We start from the raw sequence: 19,502 nt of genomic DNA on the forward strand, positions 1-19,502 counted from the left end.
GTTGGCGGCGGCCCGGCGGGACGCTCGCCCTACCAACGGACTTGTCAGATACAAAATGCCGTGGACCCCGCCGGACGTTGTAGGAGCAATGCTGACACGACTATCGGACGGGGACGGATGGAAGGAATTGCCTTCAGCACCCATACTGGGGGCGAAATTAGAATTCGGGCTTCCGTCTGCGGTGACCCGGCAACCATTCCCATCATTATGTCCAACATTCTTTTCTTTGTCGCTTTCCTCGCCCTGGCCGTCGCCTTGGACAAGCTGGTGGCGATTCCACAGGCTCGGCGCCTGCAGGCGATCCGCAACCGGGGAAAGCGGGACGGGGTTTAGGGTTTAACCGGCCGTGCGGGCTGCGCGGGGCAATACAATCGCCCGGGCGCCCAGGAAACGCGCACAGCTTCGGCCACGACCGGCGCTTCACGAAGCCAAACCCGTGGAGGCCGGGCCGGATGCGCAGGAAACAGGCTCGCCTCCCCGCGGCCGGTTTGCACATTCCGGCCCTGACACGGGCGTGTAGCTCAACGGTTAGAGCAGGGGACTCATAATCCCTTGGTTCTGGGTTCGAATCCCAGCGCGCCCACCAATACCCCGATAGGTAAGAACTAAACGGTTGTCGAGTAACCCACATGTTGGCCAAGCGGGACGCCTGATGCGTCCATTCCAGCTTGGCCATCAGATGCGTTCAGTCTCGCGTAAGCCGTTAGTGGACCATCGATGGACACGGCCACCGTCGCCAAGCGCATGAAATGTTCCATCATGCGGATTCGGAACCAGATCGTGTGTGGTGAGATGGTGGGGTATTCTGCACTGGGCCATCGCAGAGGATGGTGGCTCCCCTTATCCAAGCAGGTAGGGTCCATGCGTCGCGATCACACGGTCGGCTTCGTCAGCGTTGTCGAGAATCTCCACGCGAAACGACTTACTGTCTGCAGGCACACGAATAACCACATGTCCATTCAGGCTCTTGAGCTTGGCCAAGTCGCGTGTGGCAATCAGGTTTTCTTCCTTCACCGCCGTTTGGAAAATATCCCGCTCTTCGGGATATAGTTCTCGGCTGAGCATGTTGTAGAGAGGTTTGATCGTTGGATGAGCTGAGTCCCAGCCTTGAATCACAAACGCTTTGGGGCGAAGAGCCCGCACGCAATCTGGCCCCATGCTGTCCGCATACCCGTGATGGTGTGCGACCGCCACACTGACTGGGCCGGCGGCCCGCGCGACAACGCCAGCGATATTCGGCCATGGCTTGGCATCATACCATTCATTCAACTCGCTGGGTAAGTCGCCTCCCGTATAATAACTGAAGGCGCCATATTGGATACGGATCGCCGTGGAGCATTGATTTTCACTCGGCTGATACTTCGATTCCAGTTGATCTAGCGGCGGGAAATGGGAAGCCACTTCATCACCCTTTCCCGTCCAAACGTCGCCATTCGAAGCTAAGTTCCGAACGTTGAACTGAGGGTATGTCTCCGGGGAATGGACAAGCCCCAACTGCTTGGACGATCCGGGAATAAATCGCTCAACCAACTGTCCCTGACCGATGCGGTGATCGACATACTTTTTGTAATTCCGGAATGTGAACCGATACTCCGGATCGGTCACGAATGACGCCCTGAACGGATAAGCGTAATCGGGAAACGCTCGATCAATGAGTTTCTTTATCGGGATTTGCTCTGCTATGTCGGTTATCCCGGTCAGTGCGAAATCTCCCTGAGACGCAATGGGTAACTCTGCTGTCCATTGCCCGATGTGATCAGAGTGCAAATGGCTCACGAGCAAATGATCAATGCCGGCCGCTCGAGCGGCTTTTATATGACGCTCCACATACCGCGCCTGCCATTCGCCTGGTCGGCGAGAAGCGTTTGGTTTTGGTGCGATAGTATATTTCAGCGAATCATACTTTGCGCCCGCATCGACCATCATGGTCGTGCCGTCGGGACAGATGGCCAGCATCGCACTGCCGCGTCCGGTCCCGATATGATGGATATCGAGGCAGCCGGGCGTCCAAGGAGCGAACTTGCTTTCTCTAGCGGACAGCGGGGTTGTGGTCTGAGACGCCTCCCCGGCATGCATCGTCCCTGGGTTTGCCCAGGCGCCGACCACTGCCAACGCGGCAATATTGCCGCAGAATTCACGCCGTGTTACATTTTTCATTTTGCTTGGGACTCCTGTATTTGGGGCAAACCATTGCCGGTCGATACCTGAATGCATCACGCTTCAGGTAACTGACCTGCTTTCGGCAAATTTCGTGAAGATTCATGAAGCGGTGTGATTGCATGCTTCGGGTTGGGGATGGGAGATACGGATTGCCCAGCCGCGCAGGTCCTTAGCTCAGCGGGTAGTCGCGCATGAATTCTAGCAGCACGCCGTTAGTCCAGCCAAACCCATGTTGCGATTCGTATTCGCCGCCACCGGGTGCTCGTCCGGTGTCTACGACGTCGTATTTCTCCAGCAGCAAGCCTGTCCGCACGAATGTCGTGATGTTCAGCTGGGTCCATCGCCGCGCGATTTCCCCCGCGAGCTCGGTCTCGCCACTACGGACAAGTCCCCGCACCGTCAGCCACTGGAGTGGCGCCCAGCCGTTCGGGGCGTCCCATTGCTGACCCGTCGTGCGCAGGCTCGTGACGACGCCCCCGGCGGCGAGGAAGGACTCGCGCACTTTGCGAGCGACCGCCGCCGCCTGCGAGGCCGCCACCAGGCCAAAGAACAGCGGCGTAACACCCGCGAGTGTCAGCTGCGTGCCCGGCCCGCGTGTCGTAAGATCGTAGTCGCAAAAGAACCCGGCGTCGGGCGACCAGCAGTATTTCTCAATGGCGCGGTGGCGGGCCTCCGCGGCGCGTTCCAAGCGCGCCTGCCCCTCTGCATCGCCGTGTGCAGAATGCGCCCGGGCCAGGGTGCTTTCTAGCTGCCAAAGCAAACAGTTGAGATCGACCGGCACCAGTTGTGTCGTGCGAATGGTCTCGAGATGCTGCCCATCACCGAGCCAACGGCTGCTGAAGTCCCAGCCGCTTTCGGCGGCCGCCCGGAGGTCGCGAAACAATTCGCCACGCGGCCGGCTGGTCCGTTGCGCCAGCTCTTCGTCACGGCTAAACGACTCCGGTCGCGGCGTGTCCAGTTGGTCCCAATAGCGGTTGAGCCGGCTACCATCAGGCAACTCGACGACGTGTTGCGTCGGCGCTGTCAAATCCATCCAGTAATTGTGCTCCGCCTCAAGTGCGCCGCGGAAACTGGCGAGCACCGCTGGCGGCCGACCGGCCGTGGTCAGTTCAACCATCAGCGCCAGCACCGGCGGCTGCGAGCGGCTGAGATAATAGCTGCGGTTGCCATTCGGAATGTGCCCGTGCTGCGTGATCAGGTGCACGAAATTGGCCAGCATGTGTTCGACCATCTCCCCATTATCGCTCTCCCGCAGGCCGAGCATCGTGAAATAGGAATCCCAATAGTAGATCTCCCGGAAACGTCCGCCTGGCACGACGTAAGGCTCCGGTAACGGTAACAACGTCGAACCCACACACGCCACGTCGGGTTCACGGCGCAGCGTCCGCCAGAGCAGACGGATCTGCTCGCGAACATCGCCACCCCGCGTTGGCAGAACTACCGGAGCCTGACTGGGTGGAAGTATAAAATTCTTTTCAACAAACCGGCGTAGGCGGTGGCGATCCGGATTCGTTGACGCAAGCCGGGCGTAGGCCGCATCAATCTCCGCGAACGACCGCCGCGGCAGACAGTCGACCAAGACTTTGTCATCGCCGAACACGTGCGCCAGCTGCACGTCGCGGAAGAGAGGATTAAATTCGTGAATCTGCATGGGGCAATCAGTGCTGACCCGCCGTTCGTCCGCGTTGCATGCGCCAGATCACCGCGAGACAGACGGCCAGTGCAGTGAGTGGGATCAGCGAGAGATAAAAGGCCGTTTGCCCACCGTAGTGCTGGAATAGGCGTCCGGTGATGAGCGAACCTGCGGTGCCGCCAAGGGCGGAGAAGACCACGATGAGACCCGACATGGCACCATGCCGCGCCGGGGGCAGCGCGCTAAGCACGACAGAATTCAACGTCGGGTAGATCGGCGCTAGGAAAAGTCCGATTATCGGAAACACAAACGCTCCCAGAGGCGCATCGCGCCAGCCGGTAATTGGCACACCGCGCGCACTCGCCGCGGCGGCGAGTGGCAAGGCGAGAATGACGAGCACGGCGGCGGCCACGAGACACACGCCCAGCACGGCGAGCCAGGGCAGTCGGCGAAGTGCCCAGCCGGCAGCGAAGCGGCCCAGCGCGGTCGATGCGGCCAGAATGCTCGCCATTTGGATACTGAGGGTGGGCGGCAGGTGGAGCACGTGATTGTTGAACGTCGGCAGCCAGCTCATGATTGCCTGTTCGGTGAGGACGTAAATGAACACACCGACGACAAAAACCAGCACGAGCGGCGTGAGCGCGAGCCGCAGCATGTCGCCGATGCCACCGGCCGAGGCGGCGTCGGCTGGATTGTGCGCCTCAGTCTCGTCCAGCGGCACGCTCCAGAGCATCAAGAAAGCCACGGCCGCGATCCCGGCGAGCACGTAATAAACGCGGAACCAGTCCGTCGAGGCCGGCGAAACGTCGTCAACGAACGCGCTAAAGAGGAAGTAGGCGGAGAGAATGCCTAGCATAAAGCACGATTCGAGGAAGCTCATCAGGCTCGTGTGTTCGTGCTGCTCGCGTGCGATCAGGCCGAGTGTCGAAAAGACGGAGACCTTCATCACGCCGAAGCACACGCCGGTGGCGACGAAGAGTAACTGCGTGGCCATGAAGCTCGGCGCCGACGGCACGAGCGCGCAAACCACGCCGATGAACGCGAGCGCACCAAGCATGGCGCGCTTGTAGCCGATGCGCAGGAGCCATGCGGCGACAAAGAAGGATGCGACGGCAATGCTCAGATCCTTGCATGCCTCAAGGACGCTGGCGGCCGTCGAGGTGACGCCAAAGTTCCGCTGCACCTGGAGAATCACCGTGCCGACGCTATTGAGAAGGCTCGCAAACAGGAAATAATTCAGGAACAGGGAAAGCTTGAGGCGGAAATGCTTCATGGCCGGGGTAAGATGAGCGAACTAGAGGTTTAATTTCAGCGGTCGCACGGCAAGGTAAACCGGACCATTCTCCGGCACAAGGGGCGCCCGGATCCACCGGGCGCCCCGCTCATAATACCTAGTCGATAGCGAATTCCGCGCGGGAGACCTTCGCTATCACGAGGTCACCCACTCTGCAGAGGCGACATGGGGATAATGATACCGGAAGTCCCGCGCATTAGAAGCTGTAGGTGAGCGATGACACGATGGAGCGCGGCAGGATCGGACGGGCGTTGAAGTAGGCGCCCGCGTTGCCGGAGGGCGCTCGCGGATCACCTTCAGTAAGGCCGGCGCTGTCGAGCAGGTTCGACACCTCGAGTCGAAAGGTAAGGCTGTGGTGGAACGCGAGGCTGAATCCAGCCGTTACTTCGGTGAAGGCCGAGAGCGGGATCGCATTCGGGTTGGCGTTCTGGTTTGTCGGACGGCTGCCCGTGTAAGCGATGCCTAGGTTGACCGCCGGTCGGCCGATCGACGTCTCGTCGAAGGTATAGGTGCCAGTGACCGAGCCGTAGACCTTAGGCGTGCGGGTCGGATTCAGCCCGTCGAGTGACGTAAGCGTGCCGGCGATGTTGACCAGACCCGGCGTGACAATCTTCGGCTGTTGCACCGTGCCGCGAACATCGATCGAAAGATGGCGGACCGGATTCCACGTGGTGTCGAGTTCGACACCCACGTTGTTGAGGCCCGTGGTGAAACTCACCGGCACAGGTGTGCCATTCACCAGCTGGAAGCCGGTGTTAGGCACGTCTCGCTGGCGCGCGTAGAAGAACGTCAGGAACGCCGCCAGGTGCTGGCCACCGTATTTATAGCCGAACTCGTATTGGGTGAGCGATTCGATGTGTGCAGGGACGACATTGCCAACATTCTTGTTGGTGCTGGCCTGGATGATGATGTCGGAGTTCGAGAGACGCGAACCGGATGAGTAGCGGGCAAAAAGCGCCTGATTTTGGCTGAATGTGTAGTTGGCGCCAACCGTATAGGCCACCTTATGTTCGGCGGCATTCGTGTTGTTATAGTTGCCGCTGCCGAACTGGGCGTTCAGTAGCGCCGGGTAGGGATTCGCCGTGGTCTGCGCATAACTGTTCAGGTCGTAAGTCCTGGCGGTCTCGTAGGAGCCGCGGTATTTGAAGTTCAGGAACCGGGCGCCGGCGTCGAGAATCAGGGGGCCCTGCGTGTGGGTGAGATCGAAGTAAGGCGTGACCTCGTCAATGTTGGCCGTGCCATGGCGGTAAGTGGTGCCCACCTGCTTGGCGCCATTGTAGGTGTATTGTCCGATTACCTGGCCCGTGGTGGCGTCGACGTAAGAGAGATCAAGCCGGCGGTAAGACGAGCTGACGTCGACCAGCATCGTTTGCCACTGCCAAAGCCTCGTCTCCTCGTCTGTCTTCATGTAGAGACCTGCGAGCGCGGTGGTCTTGCCATCGTTGAGGCTGGCGATCAGCCGCAGATCGTCCTGAAAGTCGCGGAAAATAGCCTCGCTCTTCCAGTGGTTCATTAGATCGCCAAGACCGTTGCCGTTGAGCGCCGCGGCCGCTGTCGCGTCCGCCGCGACGACCGCGCCCGCCTGTCCCGGTGCCGTGAGTCGGAAACGATAGTTGCCGTCGGAGCCGAGCGCCGCCGCCCACGTCGACGCCGGGACATTGCCCGAAGTGGCGAGGCTGTTGGCGATACTCTGCAGGCTCGTGGCCGTGCTGAATGGATTCGAATTCCAGGATTTGTTCACGCTTGAGAAGCGGTTGCGATTCTCGAGAGCCAGCTGGTCGCTGAGTTTCACATGCAGCTCGCTGCCGATGTATTTGAGGTCTACCTGAATGCCGTCGGCGATGTCATGGTTGATCGCTCCGATCGGCGAATTGGGAAATGAAAAGAAACGGACGTCTGGCGAGCCGGTTGCGCCGGTATGCAGGTCAGGCCCACCCGGGATTGTCTTCGGGTCCGCAGTGGTGCCCGTGAGCGGAATCGGCAGCATAAACGCCGTGCGGTCGTTGAGCGCCTTGCCGGTTATCTTGAAGTAGCCCTTGTCGTCTTTGAACTGGTGATTGAGGGCGAGGGTCAACTGTCCGCCCTTGTCGGCTTTGTAGCCAGGGCTGCGCAGGCCGTCGTCCACGCGGTAGAAGCCGCCGAGGGCGTAGGTGGTCTGGGCGTTGACCGGACCCGAGACCCACGCGTCGTTGCGGATCAAGCCGTAGTCACCGAACTCGAGTTTGTATTCACCGTCGGGCGTCTGGGCGCCCTGGCGGCCGATGAAATTGATCGTGGCGAGCGGTGCGTTGGAGGTGAACACGCCGGAGCTGCCGCCGCGCAGACCCTCGACGTTGGCAATCCACGTCGAGACGCGCGTGTAGTTGTCCGCCGTGGTGAACGACGTGTCGGCCTCAGAGACGACCGGCAAACCGTCCTCAAGAATGACCGCGTATTTGAATCCACTGCCGGCGCCGATACCGCGGACCGCGAGCGCGTTGTTGGCCTCGCCACCGCTGGACTCGATGTAGAGACCGGGAATGACCTTCATCAGCTCGTCGATGCTGCGCGGTGCCATGGTCTCGATCTTCGCGCGATCAATGGTCGTGATCGCCAGCGGACTATTCAACCGCGACTCCGGCTTGATTGATCCGGTGACCGTAAACGCGTTCAACACGTAGACTGGTTCACCGGTAGTATCTTTGGCCGAGGTGCCCTGAGCCGGAACCGGGGCGGTTGTTTGAGCGGACATCAGACAGGGAAACGCGACTAATATCGCGGCGATTTGGCCAAACACTCGTGCGGCCGACTGCAGCCGGGGAGAATGGTGGGGGTGGTTCATGGGGTTACTATTGGAGTTAGGGAGCATCCTGCAAAAAACGACCGCAGTAAAAACTGCCGCCGGGCTCGCAAGTGCTGGCAAAATGGTTGCCTCTGGAACTCGATTGCCAACGCCGAACCCAAGGAGATTACGGGAATCGCTAGGAAAATCTTAGGGAGCACGCCGGAGCGGCCATTGCTCGTGGTTACCCCGCCTGTGCATGGCTAGAGCTAAGACGCGAGCCCACTGCGTCACCGCAGCGCAGGGGGAAGTGACGCCGTACGCTCAGGCTCTGGCGTGCAACGGCAGCGGCTCAGCGGCGGTCCCGAACTCGAAACCAGTCTCATCGTCACCCGCCTTGCTCTTCACCGGCTGTTCGACCGCGCTGTCGAGACGCTGGACGTCGGCACGGTATTGCTGTGGCGGCCGGCCGGTCGCTTGACGGAACACACGCGCGAAATAATTTGCGTCACTAAAACCACAACTGGCTGAGATTGCCTTGATGCTGAGGCGAGTGCGGCCAAGAGCGTCGATAGCGCTCCGGATGCGCAGCCGGTTGATATGCTCGACAAGCCGCTCGCCGGTGGTGCGGTGAAATATCTTTGAGAGATGATTTGGCGAGCAACCAATCTCCGCCGCAAGCGATTCAAGACTGAGAGCTTCAACCTGGAGGTTGTGCAGGATCAGCCACTGGCATAGCGCGACCGGATCAGTCGTCGCGGGCCGGTGGGAATCGGGCGACTCGACCAACGTCCGCAACAGTGAAATCTCAGCGAGGAAAAGACCTTTGATCGCGAGCGCGTTCACCGCCGGATCGCTGTCGTGGAATTCACAGATGCGATCGAGATAGGAGATCAGATCGTGGAAAAGACTGGTCGTGAAGAAATGCACATCGTCCGCCCGCGGGTAACCAGGCGAGACCTCGTGCGCCACGTGGATATCGACGGTGTTGTTGTAGTAACTGACGACGACATTCTCGAACGGTTCGCGGTCGGCGCGCACGACTTCGCCGTGCGGCATGCCTTTCGGAACGATGCAGACTTCGCCAGGCTGAAGCGTGATGTGCTGGTCAGGAAACGAAAATTCCGTAACGCCGCCGAGTTGGATGAACATCTCGGGTTTGAAATGGTAGGGCATCCGCGCGTGCTGTTCGTAGAGATGGCGCGGGCGCGGAATGTGATAGCGCAGATTGTTGTTCTCGATCGCGCGGATCTGGCGGCATAATACGTCCACGAAAAAGGCATTGGGCGTATGGCCGCCGCCCTTAAGGCTGGAGGTGAAGGAGATCATAGCCGCGATCTTAGGCTTTTTCTAAGTTGGGGTTAGTGGGGGTAGTTTGAGGGTGGCGGCCACCGCAAGAGGTCCTGCAATCACTGCCGAGCGCGCCTCACAATCAAGGAGATGGGCAAGGGTCTTAGCAGTAAAGCTACTCGGTTTAAGCTCAGGCGTCCAATCGTTTTTTAGAGAGAAAAACGACATGAACAGGAAAAATCTATGCTACCTCAGCGGTCGGCCCATATCCAAGAATGGCGACCTGTCCTGCTCCTCCCGTATGAGTATGAGGTTCGAGTAGCGCTAAACCCTCGGCATTCGCCAAGTTCGGCTAGTCACGCTTGCATTTCTACTAGGAGCCTCGGTCTGTGTGCTTCAGACATGAAGAATGCCAATATCCTTGGCTCGATTATGGCAACCGACGGGTGCGATATTCACACATGTGCCGGCGTGCGACGTGCAAGTTTGGCCATGGGATGATTCCTAAATATCCGATTTGGCCAACGCTTGATTCCAGAAGGCGACTGTTTTACAGAACAGTCGCCCAGTGAGCTTGGCCACCTGTTGCTTCAACGAGTGGTCATTTCATCAGCAAATCGACTCTTTGTCGACGGAACCACTCCTTGGCCGTTCCGGACAGCTGGTGCTTCCGATCGGCCTGTGGCCAAATACTGCTTCCTATTGGGTAAGGGACTGCTAACACGACTGATCCACCGTCGACTTGCTTAGTCGGCAGTGGTGTGGCCCTGCGCGAGAGCCTCCACCACCGTAACCCTGGTGAGCGTCGATGTCTTCCATACGCGGAACTCGGTTTACCGGCTGGTTGAGCGGTAAGAGTTGACCGAAGAGCAAAGGGCCCTGGCACGGCAGCATCCAGGGATTGTCTCAGCCCGAGTGATCCGCCTCTGTCCCGACCAGGACGACGAGAACAAGACGACAAGGCCCCGGCTCCGAGCGTCCTATTGCTTGAAATCGGTTGAATGAGCCCAGGCGTCGTTGGTTTCGTAGTCGGCTCGAAGCGCGGCGAGTTTTCCCCCGATGTTCTTGTAGGCGTCGCTTCCGATGATAATCCGATGCAATTTGCGATTCGATTTGAGCACCTCGTAGATGACGCGGGCCGCCAGGGCGGGATCTCCGGGGAACATTTCATCCCCGACATTTTCCATCGCCTTCCGGAATAGCCCCGAGGTTGCCTCATAGTCGTAGATTTGCTCGCCGGAGAATTTTGTGCGGGTGTCGATCCCAGTCCGAAACGAACCGGGTTCGATCAACACCGCCCGTAAGCCCAACGGTTCAATCTCCTGCCATAGGGCCTCGGTAATTCCTTCGAGCGCGAACTTGCTCGCAGAATAGTAACCATTCACCGCGAAGCTGGCGATCCCGTCCATGGACGACATGTTGACAATCGTCCCCTTGCGGCGGGCTCGCATCCCGGGCAGGGCAAGGCGCAGAAGAGCGACGGCACCAAAAAAGTTGACCTCGAAAATTTTCCGATAGTCGGCTTCCTCCTGCTCCTCAACCGCCCCGATAAAATCGATCCCGGCGTTGTTCACCAGGAAGTCAATTGAGCCGAAGTGCTTCTCGGTTTGTTCGATGACGCCAGCCCTCTGGGCGGGATTGACGACATCGAGTGAAAGGGCGAGCGCGGTATCCGGGAACGCTGCGGCCAAAGTTTGCATGGATTCGAGCGACCTCGCTGCGAGAACCACCTGATCTCCTTGCTTCAGCACATGCTCCGCTAAGGCGCGGCCGAGGCCGCTGGAGGCGCCTGTAATCAACCAAGTTGTTTTGTTCATACTTTTTGAAGTGTTGAGGGTTTTTTGAGAGCTTGTTTCTAGGTGGCCGGTAGGAAGTCCGTCGACGTGCTCAAATGCCGCCACTTCTTGTCGGATTCGGCTTTTCTCAAATCCGCCTTTCCCACGATTCCAACCGCGTCGCTGCCAAGCAGGAGTCGCAGGGGTGGTTCATCCATCCCGGCCACTTTAAGTATGACCTGGGCGGCCTTGGCGGGATCTCCGGGTTGCTTGCCATTGTATTCGACCTGAAAGCGCGCCGCCTTGCCGACCGTTGAATCGTATTCGGGACGAACCTCCTGAATCTTTGTCGAGGAGCCGGCGAAGTCGGTCCGGAAGCCACCTGGTTCGATGACGGTCACCTTCACGCCGAGCGGCGCCATTTCGGTCGCCATGACTTCCGAAAAGCCTTCAACGCCAAATTTGGCGGCTGAGTAGGCCGCTCGTCCCGTTGAACCGATTCTTCCACCCACGGACGAAAAGTTGATAATATGACCCGCGCGTTGTTGCCGCATCGTGGGGATTGCGGCCTTGGAAAGGTAGATGGTTCCAAATAGGTTCGTTTCGATTTGGGCTCGAAAGTCTTCGATCTCGGTGTCCTCGATCGGGCCTAGATTGCCGTAGCCGGCAACGTTCGCCACCACATCCAACCGCCCGAATTTGTGAACAGTTGCCTTTACCGCCTCGCAAGTGGACCGGAAACTGGTGACATCCAGTGAAAGGACGAGGACGCGATCGCCAAACTTTGCGATCAGGTCATTTAGCCCATCCTTGTTGCGGGCCGTGGCGGCAAGATTGTCTCCTGAGGCCAGCACAGCCTCCGAAATCGCCCGGCCGAGGCCCCGAGAGCTGCCTGTGATCAACCATGTCTTTGGCATAAACATTTTCTCCTGTTAAGCGGCGAATCGCGGATGTTTCATCGCAAACGCCTGGGTTCGTGTGAGGTTTATTGGTTTTATTACTGCGTGATTCATGTTCGGCGTCACCATTGCATAGTGACGCCGCGTTAGGACGATTGCGATTCGGAGTCGTCGAGTGCGGTGACTGCAACGAGTCCGGCGAGAATGAGGGTTACGAGTATCATGGCGGTCGGTGAGTTGTTGGTGGTTGAGTTAACTTGGGTGCAGTTTACAACTTCAGCGAAGACACTGCCATGACATCGATCCCTGAAATTCCGCCAACGCGAACTCAGGCGCGAGGTGCCCCGATCGTGGTGGCGTTCATTATTTTCGACGGCGTTTCATCCCTCGATTTGAGCGGCCCCCTGAGCGTCTTTGCTGGCGCGTCGCACTTTCTCAAGCAAAAGGGGAAACATGGCTACGAGTGCCCGGTGGTGTCGCTAAGAGGGAAAAAGATCGTCACGGATTTGGGCGCGGCCTTCTTGAGTCAACCAGCGAGCAGGCTCGCCCGACAGAGGATCGACACACTGATGATTCCGGGCGCGATGGGGGCGATGGACGCTGCGTTGGCCGACCGCAAACTCCTCTCGTGGATCGCGCGCCAAGGACGACGCGCGCGACGGGTCTGTTCAGTTTGTGCGGGAGGAAGACTCCTTGCTGCATCTGGATTGGCCGAAGGTCGCCGCATGGTTACCCATTGGGCGCACTGCGGCGTGTTGCAGGAGCAGAACCCCGGTGTGACGGTCGAGACGGATCCAATCTATATCGAAGACGGACCGGTCTGGTCGTCGGCCGGCGTTACGGCCGGTATCGACCTAGCCCTCGCGCTCGTGGAGCAGGACTTCGGCCGCGATCTGGCGATGGCCGTTGCCCGTCAACATGTCGTGTTCATGAAGCGACCGGGCGGACAATCACAGTTCAGCACGATGCTGGAAGCGCAGATAGCGGGCAAAAATACTTTCGCCAGATTACACGAGTGGGCGATTGAACGGCTCGGCGATCGAAACCTGAACGTTGATCAACTCGCTGCGCATGCCGGCATGAGCCCCCGCAACTTCGCGCGGGTCTACACCGCGACCACGGGCCGAACGCCCTCGAAGGCCATTGAGTTTATGCGCCTGGAGGAAGCCAGGCGGCTGCTGGAGGACACGGATAAATCAGTCGACGAGATTTCGGATCAAATTGGATTTGGAAGCACAGAACGCATGCGAACCACTTTCCAGCGGAACTTGAAGGTCAGTCCGCGTGATTATCGACTGAGGTTCGGGTGTGCTTCTTGATGGTGTGACCGCCCTTGGTCATGTCGAGCCAGGCTTGGAATCACTTGCCGGAGAATCCTGTTAGCAGACGGGCAATCTTGGCCACTTGATGGTTCCACTTTATGATCCCGGCCAACTGTCAGTTCTTTTCACAAGACCGGTTGACCGCGCTCCCCAGCGGAACGCGGTCAACTTTTGATTCCACCTGCGGCAAATCTTGATTCAGTGGACAAAGAAGGTTGCCCTCCGGCGGCCTGGCGAAGGAGGCGCTTCAGCCTCGCGGCCGTGATTACTTTTTCTTGCCCTTCTGCAGGGCCGCGAGGTCGTTCTCGGCGCGGATGGCGCGGAGCTCGAGATTGGCCGCGCGATCATTGGCCTCCTTGAGCCGGGCCTGGAACGCATCGGCGTCGGTCCGGGCTTGCGTGAGCTCCGTCTGGGCCCGGGTGGCGGTGGCCTTCGCGCTTTCGGTCTGTTTCTGCGCTTCGGCCAGGCTGGCGTTGGCCCCTTCGAGCTGGGTCTGGAGCCCGGTACCCGCGGTCTTGGCGTCGGCAAGCTGCTGCTGCAGGCCGGCGGCATCGCTTTTGGCTTGGTCGAGCTGGCCTTGGAGATCCTTGGCGCGGGCCTGGGCGCCCTCGAGCTGTTTGCCGAGCGCGTCGGTCTGGTTCCGGGCGTCGGCCAGCTGCGCCTGCAGCTGGGTCAGCCCGGTCTTGCCTTGCGTGAGATCGGTCTGGAGGTTGGCGATCAGGGTATCGCGGTCACGGAGCTTGGTCATGTTCGTGACCACCGTCACCACGAGGGCGATGGCGAGCACGGCGATGACCACGGCGGACGGGGAACTTTTCTTGCGGTTGATCAGGTGGGTGTCACTGAGGACCGGATCGTGGTGGGTCGTGTCCATGGTCCTTCTTAGATAATCGGCGCGGGAAGCAAGTTCCTCGTAAAATTCAACCGACCGCCTGCCGGGCCGGTTTCCGCCCGCCCGGTTAAGAATGGGCCCCAACTTTCGCTCGCCACTCCCCGGGTCGCCCGTACAGATTCGCCGGACTCCCCCATGTCCGTTCCCGCCGAGGCCGCCGCACCGCGCAAGTGGTATCAATTCTCCCTCACGCAGCAGATCCTGCTCGGCCTCGTCGTCGGCGTGTTGCTCGGGTGGTGGATGAGCGGCCAGACGCCGGAGGCGAGGCAGGGATGGAACGAGTGGCTGGGCGTCGTGCGCGACATCTTCCTTCACCTGATCAAGGTGATGATCGCCCCATTGATCTTCGCGAGCGTCGTGCAGGGCTTCGCCGGCACGGGCGACATGAAGAAGGTCGGCCGCATCGGCTGGAAGGCGCTGCTCTATTTCGAGGTCGTCACGACCTTCGCTCTGCTGGTCGGCCTGGTGGTCGTCAATGTCGTGAAGCCCGGGGCGGGCGTGGTGCTGGCGGCCAACGCGGCCCAGTCGACCGCCGGCCTGGCGAAGCCGCTGACCCTCGGCGAGATCATCACCCACATGTTCCCGGTGAGCGTGATGGACGCCATGGCGCGCAACGACGTGCTGCAGGTCGTGGTCTTCGCGGTGCTTTTCGCCATGGCGGTCATCGCGGCGGGCGAGGCCGGCAAGCCCGTGTTCACGTTCTTCGGCAGCCTGACCCAGGTGATGTTCAAGTTTGCCGGTCTCATCATGAAGTTCGCGCCGTTCGGCGTGGGGGCGGCCATCGCGGTGACGATCGGGGCGCAGGGTCTCGGCTCGCTGGTGACGCTGGCCAAGCTGGTGTTCACGCTCTACGGCGCGCTGGTCATTTTCGTGGTGTTCGTCTTCGGCACGGTGATCTGGCTGGCGAAGGTGCCGCTGCGGCCCTTCGTCAAGGCGGTGCGGGAGCCGTTCACGCTGGCCTTTGCCACCGCCAACAGCGAGGCCGCCCTGCCCAAGGCCTTTGAGAACATGGAGAAGGTCGGCGTGCCGCGCGGCATCGTCGGCTTCGTGCTGCCGGCGGGCTACTCGTTCAACCTCGACGGCTCCACGCTGCACCTCGCGGTCGCGTCCGTCTTCGTGGCCCAGGCGGCCGAGACCACGACCGGCATCCATTTCACCATCGAGCAGCAAATCACGATGATGCTGGTGCTCATGCTGACCTCCAAGGGCGTCGCGGCCGTGCCGCGGGCGTCGTTCGTGGTGCTGATCGCGGCGCTGGAGTCGTTCAAGCTCCCGCTCGCCGGTGCCTTCCTCATCCTCGGCGTCGACGCCCTGCTGGACATGGCCCGCACCTCGGTGAACGTCCTCGGCAACTGTCTGGCCAGCGTCGTGGTGGCCCGCTGGGAGGGGGAGTTTGATGATCAAAAAGCCGCCGCTTTCTTGGCGGACACCGGCCCGAAGGCCTGACCCGCCTAACCGCCTTGTCGGTTGGGACTTAACCCCGGGTCGGGCCAAATGATTTGCTCGCCGGGTGGGGGGCCGTAGCTTCCGGCCGGCGTCCCTCCCATGCACTCCCTGCTCGGCTTCTCCCTCGAAATCCTCTGCATCCTCGCGCTGGTGGCGGCGAACGGTTTTTTCGTGGCCGCCGAGTTCGCGCTGGTGAAGGTCCGTGCCAGCCAGCTTCGGCCGATGGCCAGGACGGGCGGCTGGCAGGTGCGCCTGGCGCTCAAGGCCACCGAACATCTCGACGCCGCGCTCTCCGCCACCCAGCTCGGCATCACCCTGGCGAGTCTCGGCCTCGGCTGGGTGGGCGAACCCTTCCTGGCACACCGGCTCGCGCCCCTGCTGGCAAAATTCAACGTCACGGACCCGGCCGCCGTCTCGTCGATCTCCTTCGCGACAGCGTTCGTCGTCATCACCTTCCTGCACATTATTTTTGGTGAGCTGGCGCCAAAGTCCCTTGCCATCCAGCGGTCCAAGGGCGTCGTGCTTTGGGTGGCGGCGCCGCTGCTGGGCTTCTATTACGTCTTCTTCCCGTTCATCTGGGCGCTGAACGGTCTGGCGAATCTCTTCCTGCGCTGGGCCGGCCTCGGGCCGGCGGGCGAGGGCGACCATGCCTTCAGTGCCGAGGAGCTGGAATACGTCTTCAGCCACGCCCGCCATTCCCATCCGGGCGACGCCCTCATCAACAAGCTCATGGTGCAGTCCCTCCGCGCCCGCGCGACCCAGGCCCGGCACATCATGCGCCCGCGCGACCAGGTCGTCGCCCTCTGGCTCGACCAGCCGCTGGCTGAGAATCTCCGCACCGCCCAGACCAGCGGCCACAGCCGCTTCCCCGTCTGCTCCGGCTCGCTCGACAAGGTCGAGGGCCTGCTCCTTGTCCGCGAGTGGCTCTGGCAGATCAGCGTGCTCGGCCCTGACACGCCCTTCGAGCCGCTCGTACGCGAGGTTGTCGAGTTCGAGCTGACCACGCCCCTCCACACCATGATCGAGCGCTTCCGCACCTCGCGCAGCCACCTCGCCGTCGTGCTCGACGACAAGCAGGCGCTCGCCGGCCTCGTCACCTTCGAGGACGTCCTCGAGGAGATCGTCGGTGACATCCGCGACGAGTTCGACATCGAGAGCGGCCCGGTCTACGAGCGTTCCGCGCACGCCATCACGGTCAGCGGCACGCTCACCATGCGCGAGCTGCAGGCCGAGACCGGCTGGCCGCTGGAGTGGACGCCGCGCGAGACGGTCGCCGCCTGGGTGCACCGCCACCTGGGCCGCGTGCCCAAGCGCGACGACCACACGACCGTCGGTGAATACCGGATCAGCGTGCTCGAGGCCAACGCCGAGCGCGCCCGCCGCGTCAAGATCGAGCGCGCCGCCGGCCACACCCATCTGCCGATGTGATTTGTAGGGCGGGATGGGATCACCGCATCCCGCCTTGATCGTGATATCATGGCCGCAAATCGGTGGGATACGGTGATCCCGCCTGCAGGAACCTGGCGATTTGGGTGGAGCCCGGCCTCCGGACGGGCTTGCCTCAAACGCGCCACCTTTCTGCCTATTCCCACTTTCAATCTCACTTTCGCTTTGGCCGTCTTGATCCTGCTGGGCTGGCTGGCAGTCGGCCGGGAAGTGTTCCGGGGCAACCGCCGGATGCGCCGCCTCGCCACGCTCGCGGCGCCGGCCCCGGCCGTCTGGCCGCGCGTGTCGGTCGTGTTCGCCGCGCGCAACGAGGCCGCCACCATCGGCGCGGCCGTGCCGACCATGCTGGCGCTCGACTACCCCGACCTGGAGGTCATCGCGGTCAACGACCGCTCGGAGGACGACACCGGCGCGATCCTCAAACGGCTGGCCGCCGCCGATCCGCGGCTGAAGGTGGTGCACGTCACCGAGCTGCCCGCGGGCTGGCTGGGCAAGAACCACGCCCTGGCCGACGGCGGCGAGGCCGCCACGGGCGAATGGATCCTCTTCACCGACGCGGACATTCATTTCCGGCCGGATGTGTTGCGGCGCGCGGTCGCCCACGCCCGGGCCTACAGCCTGGACCATCTCGCCGCCATCCCGGCGCTGCAGGCGGGCGGGACCTGGCTCGGGATTTGCGTGGCGGCGTTCAGCCTGGTGTTCGCCCTATTTGTGCGGCCCTGGCGGGTGCCCGACCCGACCAGCCGCTGCCACGGCGGCATCGGTGCCTTCAACCTGGTGCGAACCTCCACCTACCGAAAGCTGGGCGGGCATGTGCCGCTGCACCTGCGGCCGGACGATGACCTCAAACTCGGCAAGCTGATGAAATCGGGCGGCTTCAGCGAGATCGTGCACGGCGCCAGGGCCCTGTCGGTGGCGTGGTATCCCACGGTCGGCGACCTGGTCCGCGGGCTGGAGAAGAATGCCTTTGCGGGCACGGATTACCGATGGTGGCTGATCCTGGCCGGGTTGGCGGGCCATGCCGCCGGCGTGTTCTGGCCGTTCGCGGCGTTGTTTTGCACGACGGGGGAGGTGCGCTGGTGCTACGCGGCGGCGGTCGCCGTGATGCTCCTGCTCGCGGCGGACCACCAGCGCTTCGCCGGCGGCCGGTGGTGGCACGGGCTGTTCCTTCCGGCCGGGATCGCGGTGCTGGACTACGCCATCGTCCGCTCGACGGTGCTGACGCTCTGGCGGCGCGGCATCATCTGGCGCGGGACTTTCTATTCCTTGCGCGAGCTGAAGGAAAACCGGCTGTAGGCGGCGGGCCGGACGTCAAATTCATTTCCGGACAATCGCCGCCGCGGTGTTTCCCTCGGTGGACCGGCGGTCCCCTTGACAGGTTCGGGCGCCGCGGAGCGGAGACGCGGCCGGCGGGCGCGTCCAAATAAAAACTTTCGCCGCGGCCGAATCATTTTTTTGCGTTTTATTCCGGCCGGGCAATCCGTGGGGGCGATGAACGCGCGCCCGCCTTCCACCGCCATCCCCGGCCGCGGCCCCAACCTCAATCCCGCGAATCGCTTTGAGCCGATCCACGTCGCGCCCGACGGCGAGTGGCTCGATGCCGAGTTCGCGGCCACGGGGTCGGTGCCGCACCCGCGCACGCAGTTTTTTCACGACGCCACCGAATCGCTCCTGACCCATCACGACAGCCCCGACCTGGGTATGGGCTGGGGGCTCAACTGCTACCGCGGCTGCGAGCACGGCTGCGCCTACTGCTTCGCCCGGCCCTATCACGACTACCTCGGCTGGAGCAGCGGCCTGGAGTTCGAGACCAAGATCCTCGTCAAGAGCCGCGCGCCCGCGTTGCTGCGGGCCGAGCTGGCGGCACGGAAATGGAAGCCCGCGCCGATTTTGATGAGCGGCGTCACCGACTGCTACCAGCCGGCCGAGCGCCATTTCCGGCTGACGCGGCAGTGCCTGGAGGTGCTGGCCGAGTTCCGCCAGCCCGTCGGCATCCTCACGAAGAACTTCCTCGTCACCCGCGACCTCGACCTGCTTGCCGAGCTGGCGCGCTGGCAGTGCGTGGCCGTCAACCTGACCATCGTCACGCTGGACTCCGACCTGGCGGGCAAGCTCGAGCCGCGCGCCGCCCGGCCCGAGCACCGCCTGCGGGCCATCAAGCTGCTCGCCGATGCCGGCGTGCCGGTCGGGGTCATGGTGGCACCGGTGATTCCCGGGCTGACCGATCACGAGTTGCCCGGCATCCTGGCCGCGGCGGCCGCGGCGGGCGCCCGCCGCGCCGGTTACGTGACGCTCAGGCTGCCCTACGCGGTGAAGGATGTTTTCCTCCAGTGGCTCGACGACCACGAGCCGGGCAAGAAGGAGCGTGTGCTCTCGCGAATCCGCGACCTGCGCGGCGGCAAGCTCTACGATGCCACCTTCGGCACGCGCCTGCGGGGCGAGGGCATCTTCGCCGAGCAGATCAGCCAGATGTTCGAGGTGGCCTGCCGCCGCGCGGGGCTCAACCGGGAGGAGGCGCCGCTCTCCACGGCGCACTTCCGCCGGCCGGGCGGGGTGCAGTTGGAGCTGCTGTAATTTTTCACCA

General features: G+C 61.9%; 14 protein-coding genes and 1 tRNA gene. 7 read left to right on the plus strand and 8 right to left on the minus strand.

Annotated features, from left to right (window positions below; genetic code table 11):
- Nucleotides 1-207 precede the first annotated feature (207 nt).
- Both BLU29_RS18675 and BLU29_RS07705 read left to right on the plus strand, forming a co-directional pair.
- On the plus strand, nt 208-333 hold the full coding sequence (locus tag BLU29_RS18675) for a hypothetical protein (RefSeq protein ID WP_255401203.1): 126 nt from the start codon (nt 208-210) through the stop codon (nt 331-333).
- A 177-nt stretch (nt 334-510) separates the two neighbouring features.
- Nucleotides 511-586 (plus strand) — tRNA-Ile (locus BLU29_RS07705).
- Between the two features lie 254 nt (nt 587-840).
- Here the strand turns inward: BLU29_RS07705 and BLU29_RS17955 are convergent.
- The 7 genes from BLU29_RS17955 to BLU29_RS07740 all read right to left on the minus strand — a co-directional run bounded on the left by BLU29_RS17955 (nt 841) and on the right by BLU29_RS07740 (nt 11,830).
- On the minus strand, nt 841-2,157 hold the full coding sequence (locus BLU29_RS17955) for a hypothetical protein (protein WP_157693702.1): 1,317 nt from the start codon (nt 2,155-2,157) through the stop codon (nt 841-843).
- 172 nt (nt 2,158-2,329) lie between these two features.
- Nucleotides 2,330-3,811 carry a trehalase family glycosidase gene (locus BLU29_RS07715; RefSeq protein WP_091056433.1) on the minus strand — a complete coding sequence of 494 codons (1,482 nt, stop codon included), beginning with the start codon at nt 3,809-3,811 and terminating at the stop codon, nt 2,330-2,332.
- 7 nt (nt 3,812-3,818) lie between these two features.
- The gene (locus BLU29_RS07720) at nt 3,819-5,066 is read right to left on the minus strand and encodes an MFS transporter (protein WP_091056434.1); all 1,248 of its coding nucleotides are present in this window, start codon (nt 5,064-5,066) and stop codon (nt 3,819-3,821) included.
- 217 nt (nt 5,067-5,283) lie between these two features.
- Complete coding sequence (locus tag BLU29_RS07725) at nt 5,284-7,908, minus strand: TonB-dependent receptor (protein WP_157693703.1); 2,625 nt, start codon at nt 7,906-7,908, stop codon at nt 5,284-5,286.
- 264 nt (nt 7,909-8,172) lie between these two features.
- Nucleotides 8,173-9,177, minus strand: a complete 1,005-nt coding sequence (locus tag BLU29_RS07730; protein WP_091056437.1) for a helix-turn-helix domain-containing protein — start codon at nt 9,175-9,177, stop codon at nt 8,173-8,175.
- 941 nt (nt 9,178-10,118) lie between these two features.
- The gene (locus BLU29_RS07735) at nt 10,119-10,955 is read right to left on the minus strand and encodes an SDR family NAD(P)-dependent oxidoreductase (RefSeq protein ID WP_091056439.1); all 837 of its coding nucleotides are present in this window, start codon (nt 10,953-10,955) and stop codon (nt 10,119-10,121) included.
- A 38-nt stretch (nt 10,956-10,993) separates the two neighbouring features.
- On the minus strand, nt 10,994-11,830 hold the full coding sequence (locus BLU29_RS07740; RefSeq protein ID WP_091061017.1) for an oxidoreductase: 837 nt from the start codon (nt 11,828-11,830) through the stop codon (nt 10,994-10,996).
- Nucleotides 11,831-12,105: 275 nt separating this feature from the next.
- Between BLU29_RS07740 and BLU29_RS07745 the strand changes: the two genes are divergently transcribed.
- A complete protein-coding gene (locus BLU29_RS07745; RefSeq protein WP_091056440.1) occupies nt 12,106-13,131 on the plus strand; it encodes a DJ-1/PfpI family protein in 1,026 nt (341 codons plus the stop codon).
- 268 nt (nt 13,132-13,399) lie between these two features.
- Here BLU29_RS07745 and BLU29_RS07750 read toward each other — a convergent pair whose 3' ends face one another.
- Nucleotides 13,400-14,008, minus strand: a complete 609-nt coding sequence (locus BLU29_RS07750) for a hypothetical protein (protein ID WP_091056442.1) — start codon at nt 14,006-14,008, stop codon at nt 13,400-13,402.
- Nucleotides 14,009-14,161: 153 nt separating this feature from the next.
- Between BLU29_RS07750 and BLU29_RS07755 the strand changes: the two genes are divergently transcribed.
- The 4 genes from BLU29_RS07755 (at nt 14,162) to BLU29_RS07770 (ending at nt 19,492) form a co-directional block, all read left to right on the plus strand.
- Nucleotides 14,162-15,472, plus strand: a complete 1,311-nt coding sequence (locus tag BLU29_RS07755; RefSeq protein WP_091056443.1) for a cation:dicarboxylase symporter family transporter — start codon at nt 14,162-14,164, stop codon at nt 15,470-15,472.
- 99 nt (nt 15,473-15,571) lie between these two features.
- Nucleotides 15,572-16,900 (plus strand): hemolysin family protein, encoded by a 1,329-nt coding sequence (locus tag BLU29_RS07760; protein WP_091056445.1) that lies wholly within the window; start codon nt 15,572-15,574, stop codon nt 16,898-16,900.
- Nucleotides 16,901-17,083: 183 nt separating this feature from the next.
- Complete coding sequence (locus BLU29_RS07765) at nt 17,084-18,214, plus strand: glycosyltransferase family 2 protein (RefSeq protein ID WP_157693704.1); 1,131 nt, start codon at nt 17,084-17,086, stop codon at nt 18,212-18,214.
- A 195-nt stretch (nt 18,215-18,409) separates the two neighbouring features.
- Entirely contained in the window at nt 18,410-19,492 is a 1,083-nt protein-coding gene (locus BLU29_RS07770) for a PA0069 family radical SAM protein (RefSeq protein WP_091056448.1), read from the plus strand.
- Nucleotides 19,493-19,502 lie beyond the last annotated feature (10 nt).

Source organism: Opitutus sp. GAS368 (assembly GCF_900104925.1).
Lineage (GTDB): Bacteria > Verrucomicrobiota > Verrucomicrobiia > Opitutales > Opitutaceae > Lacunisphaera.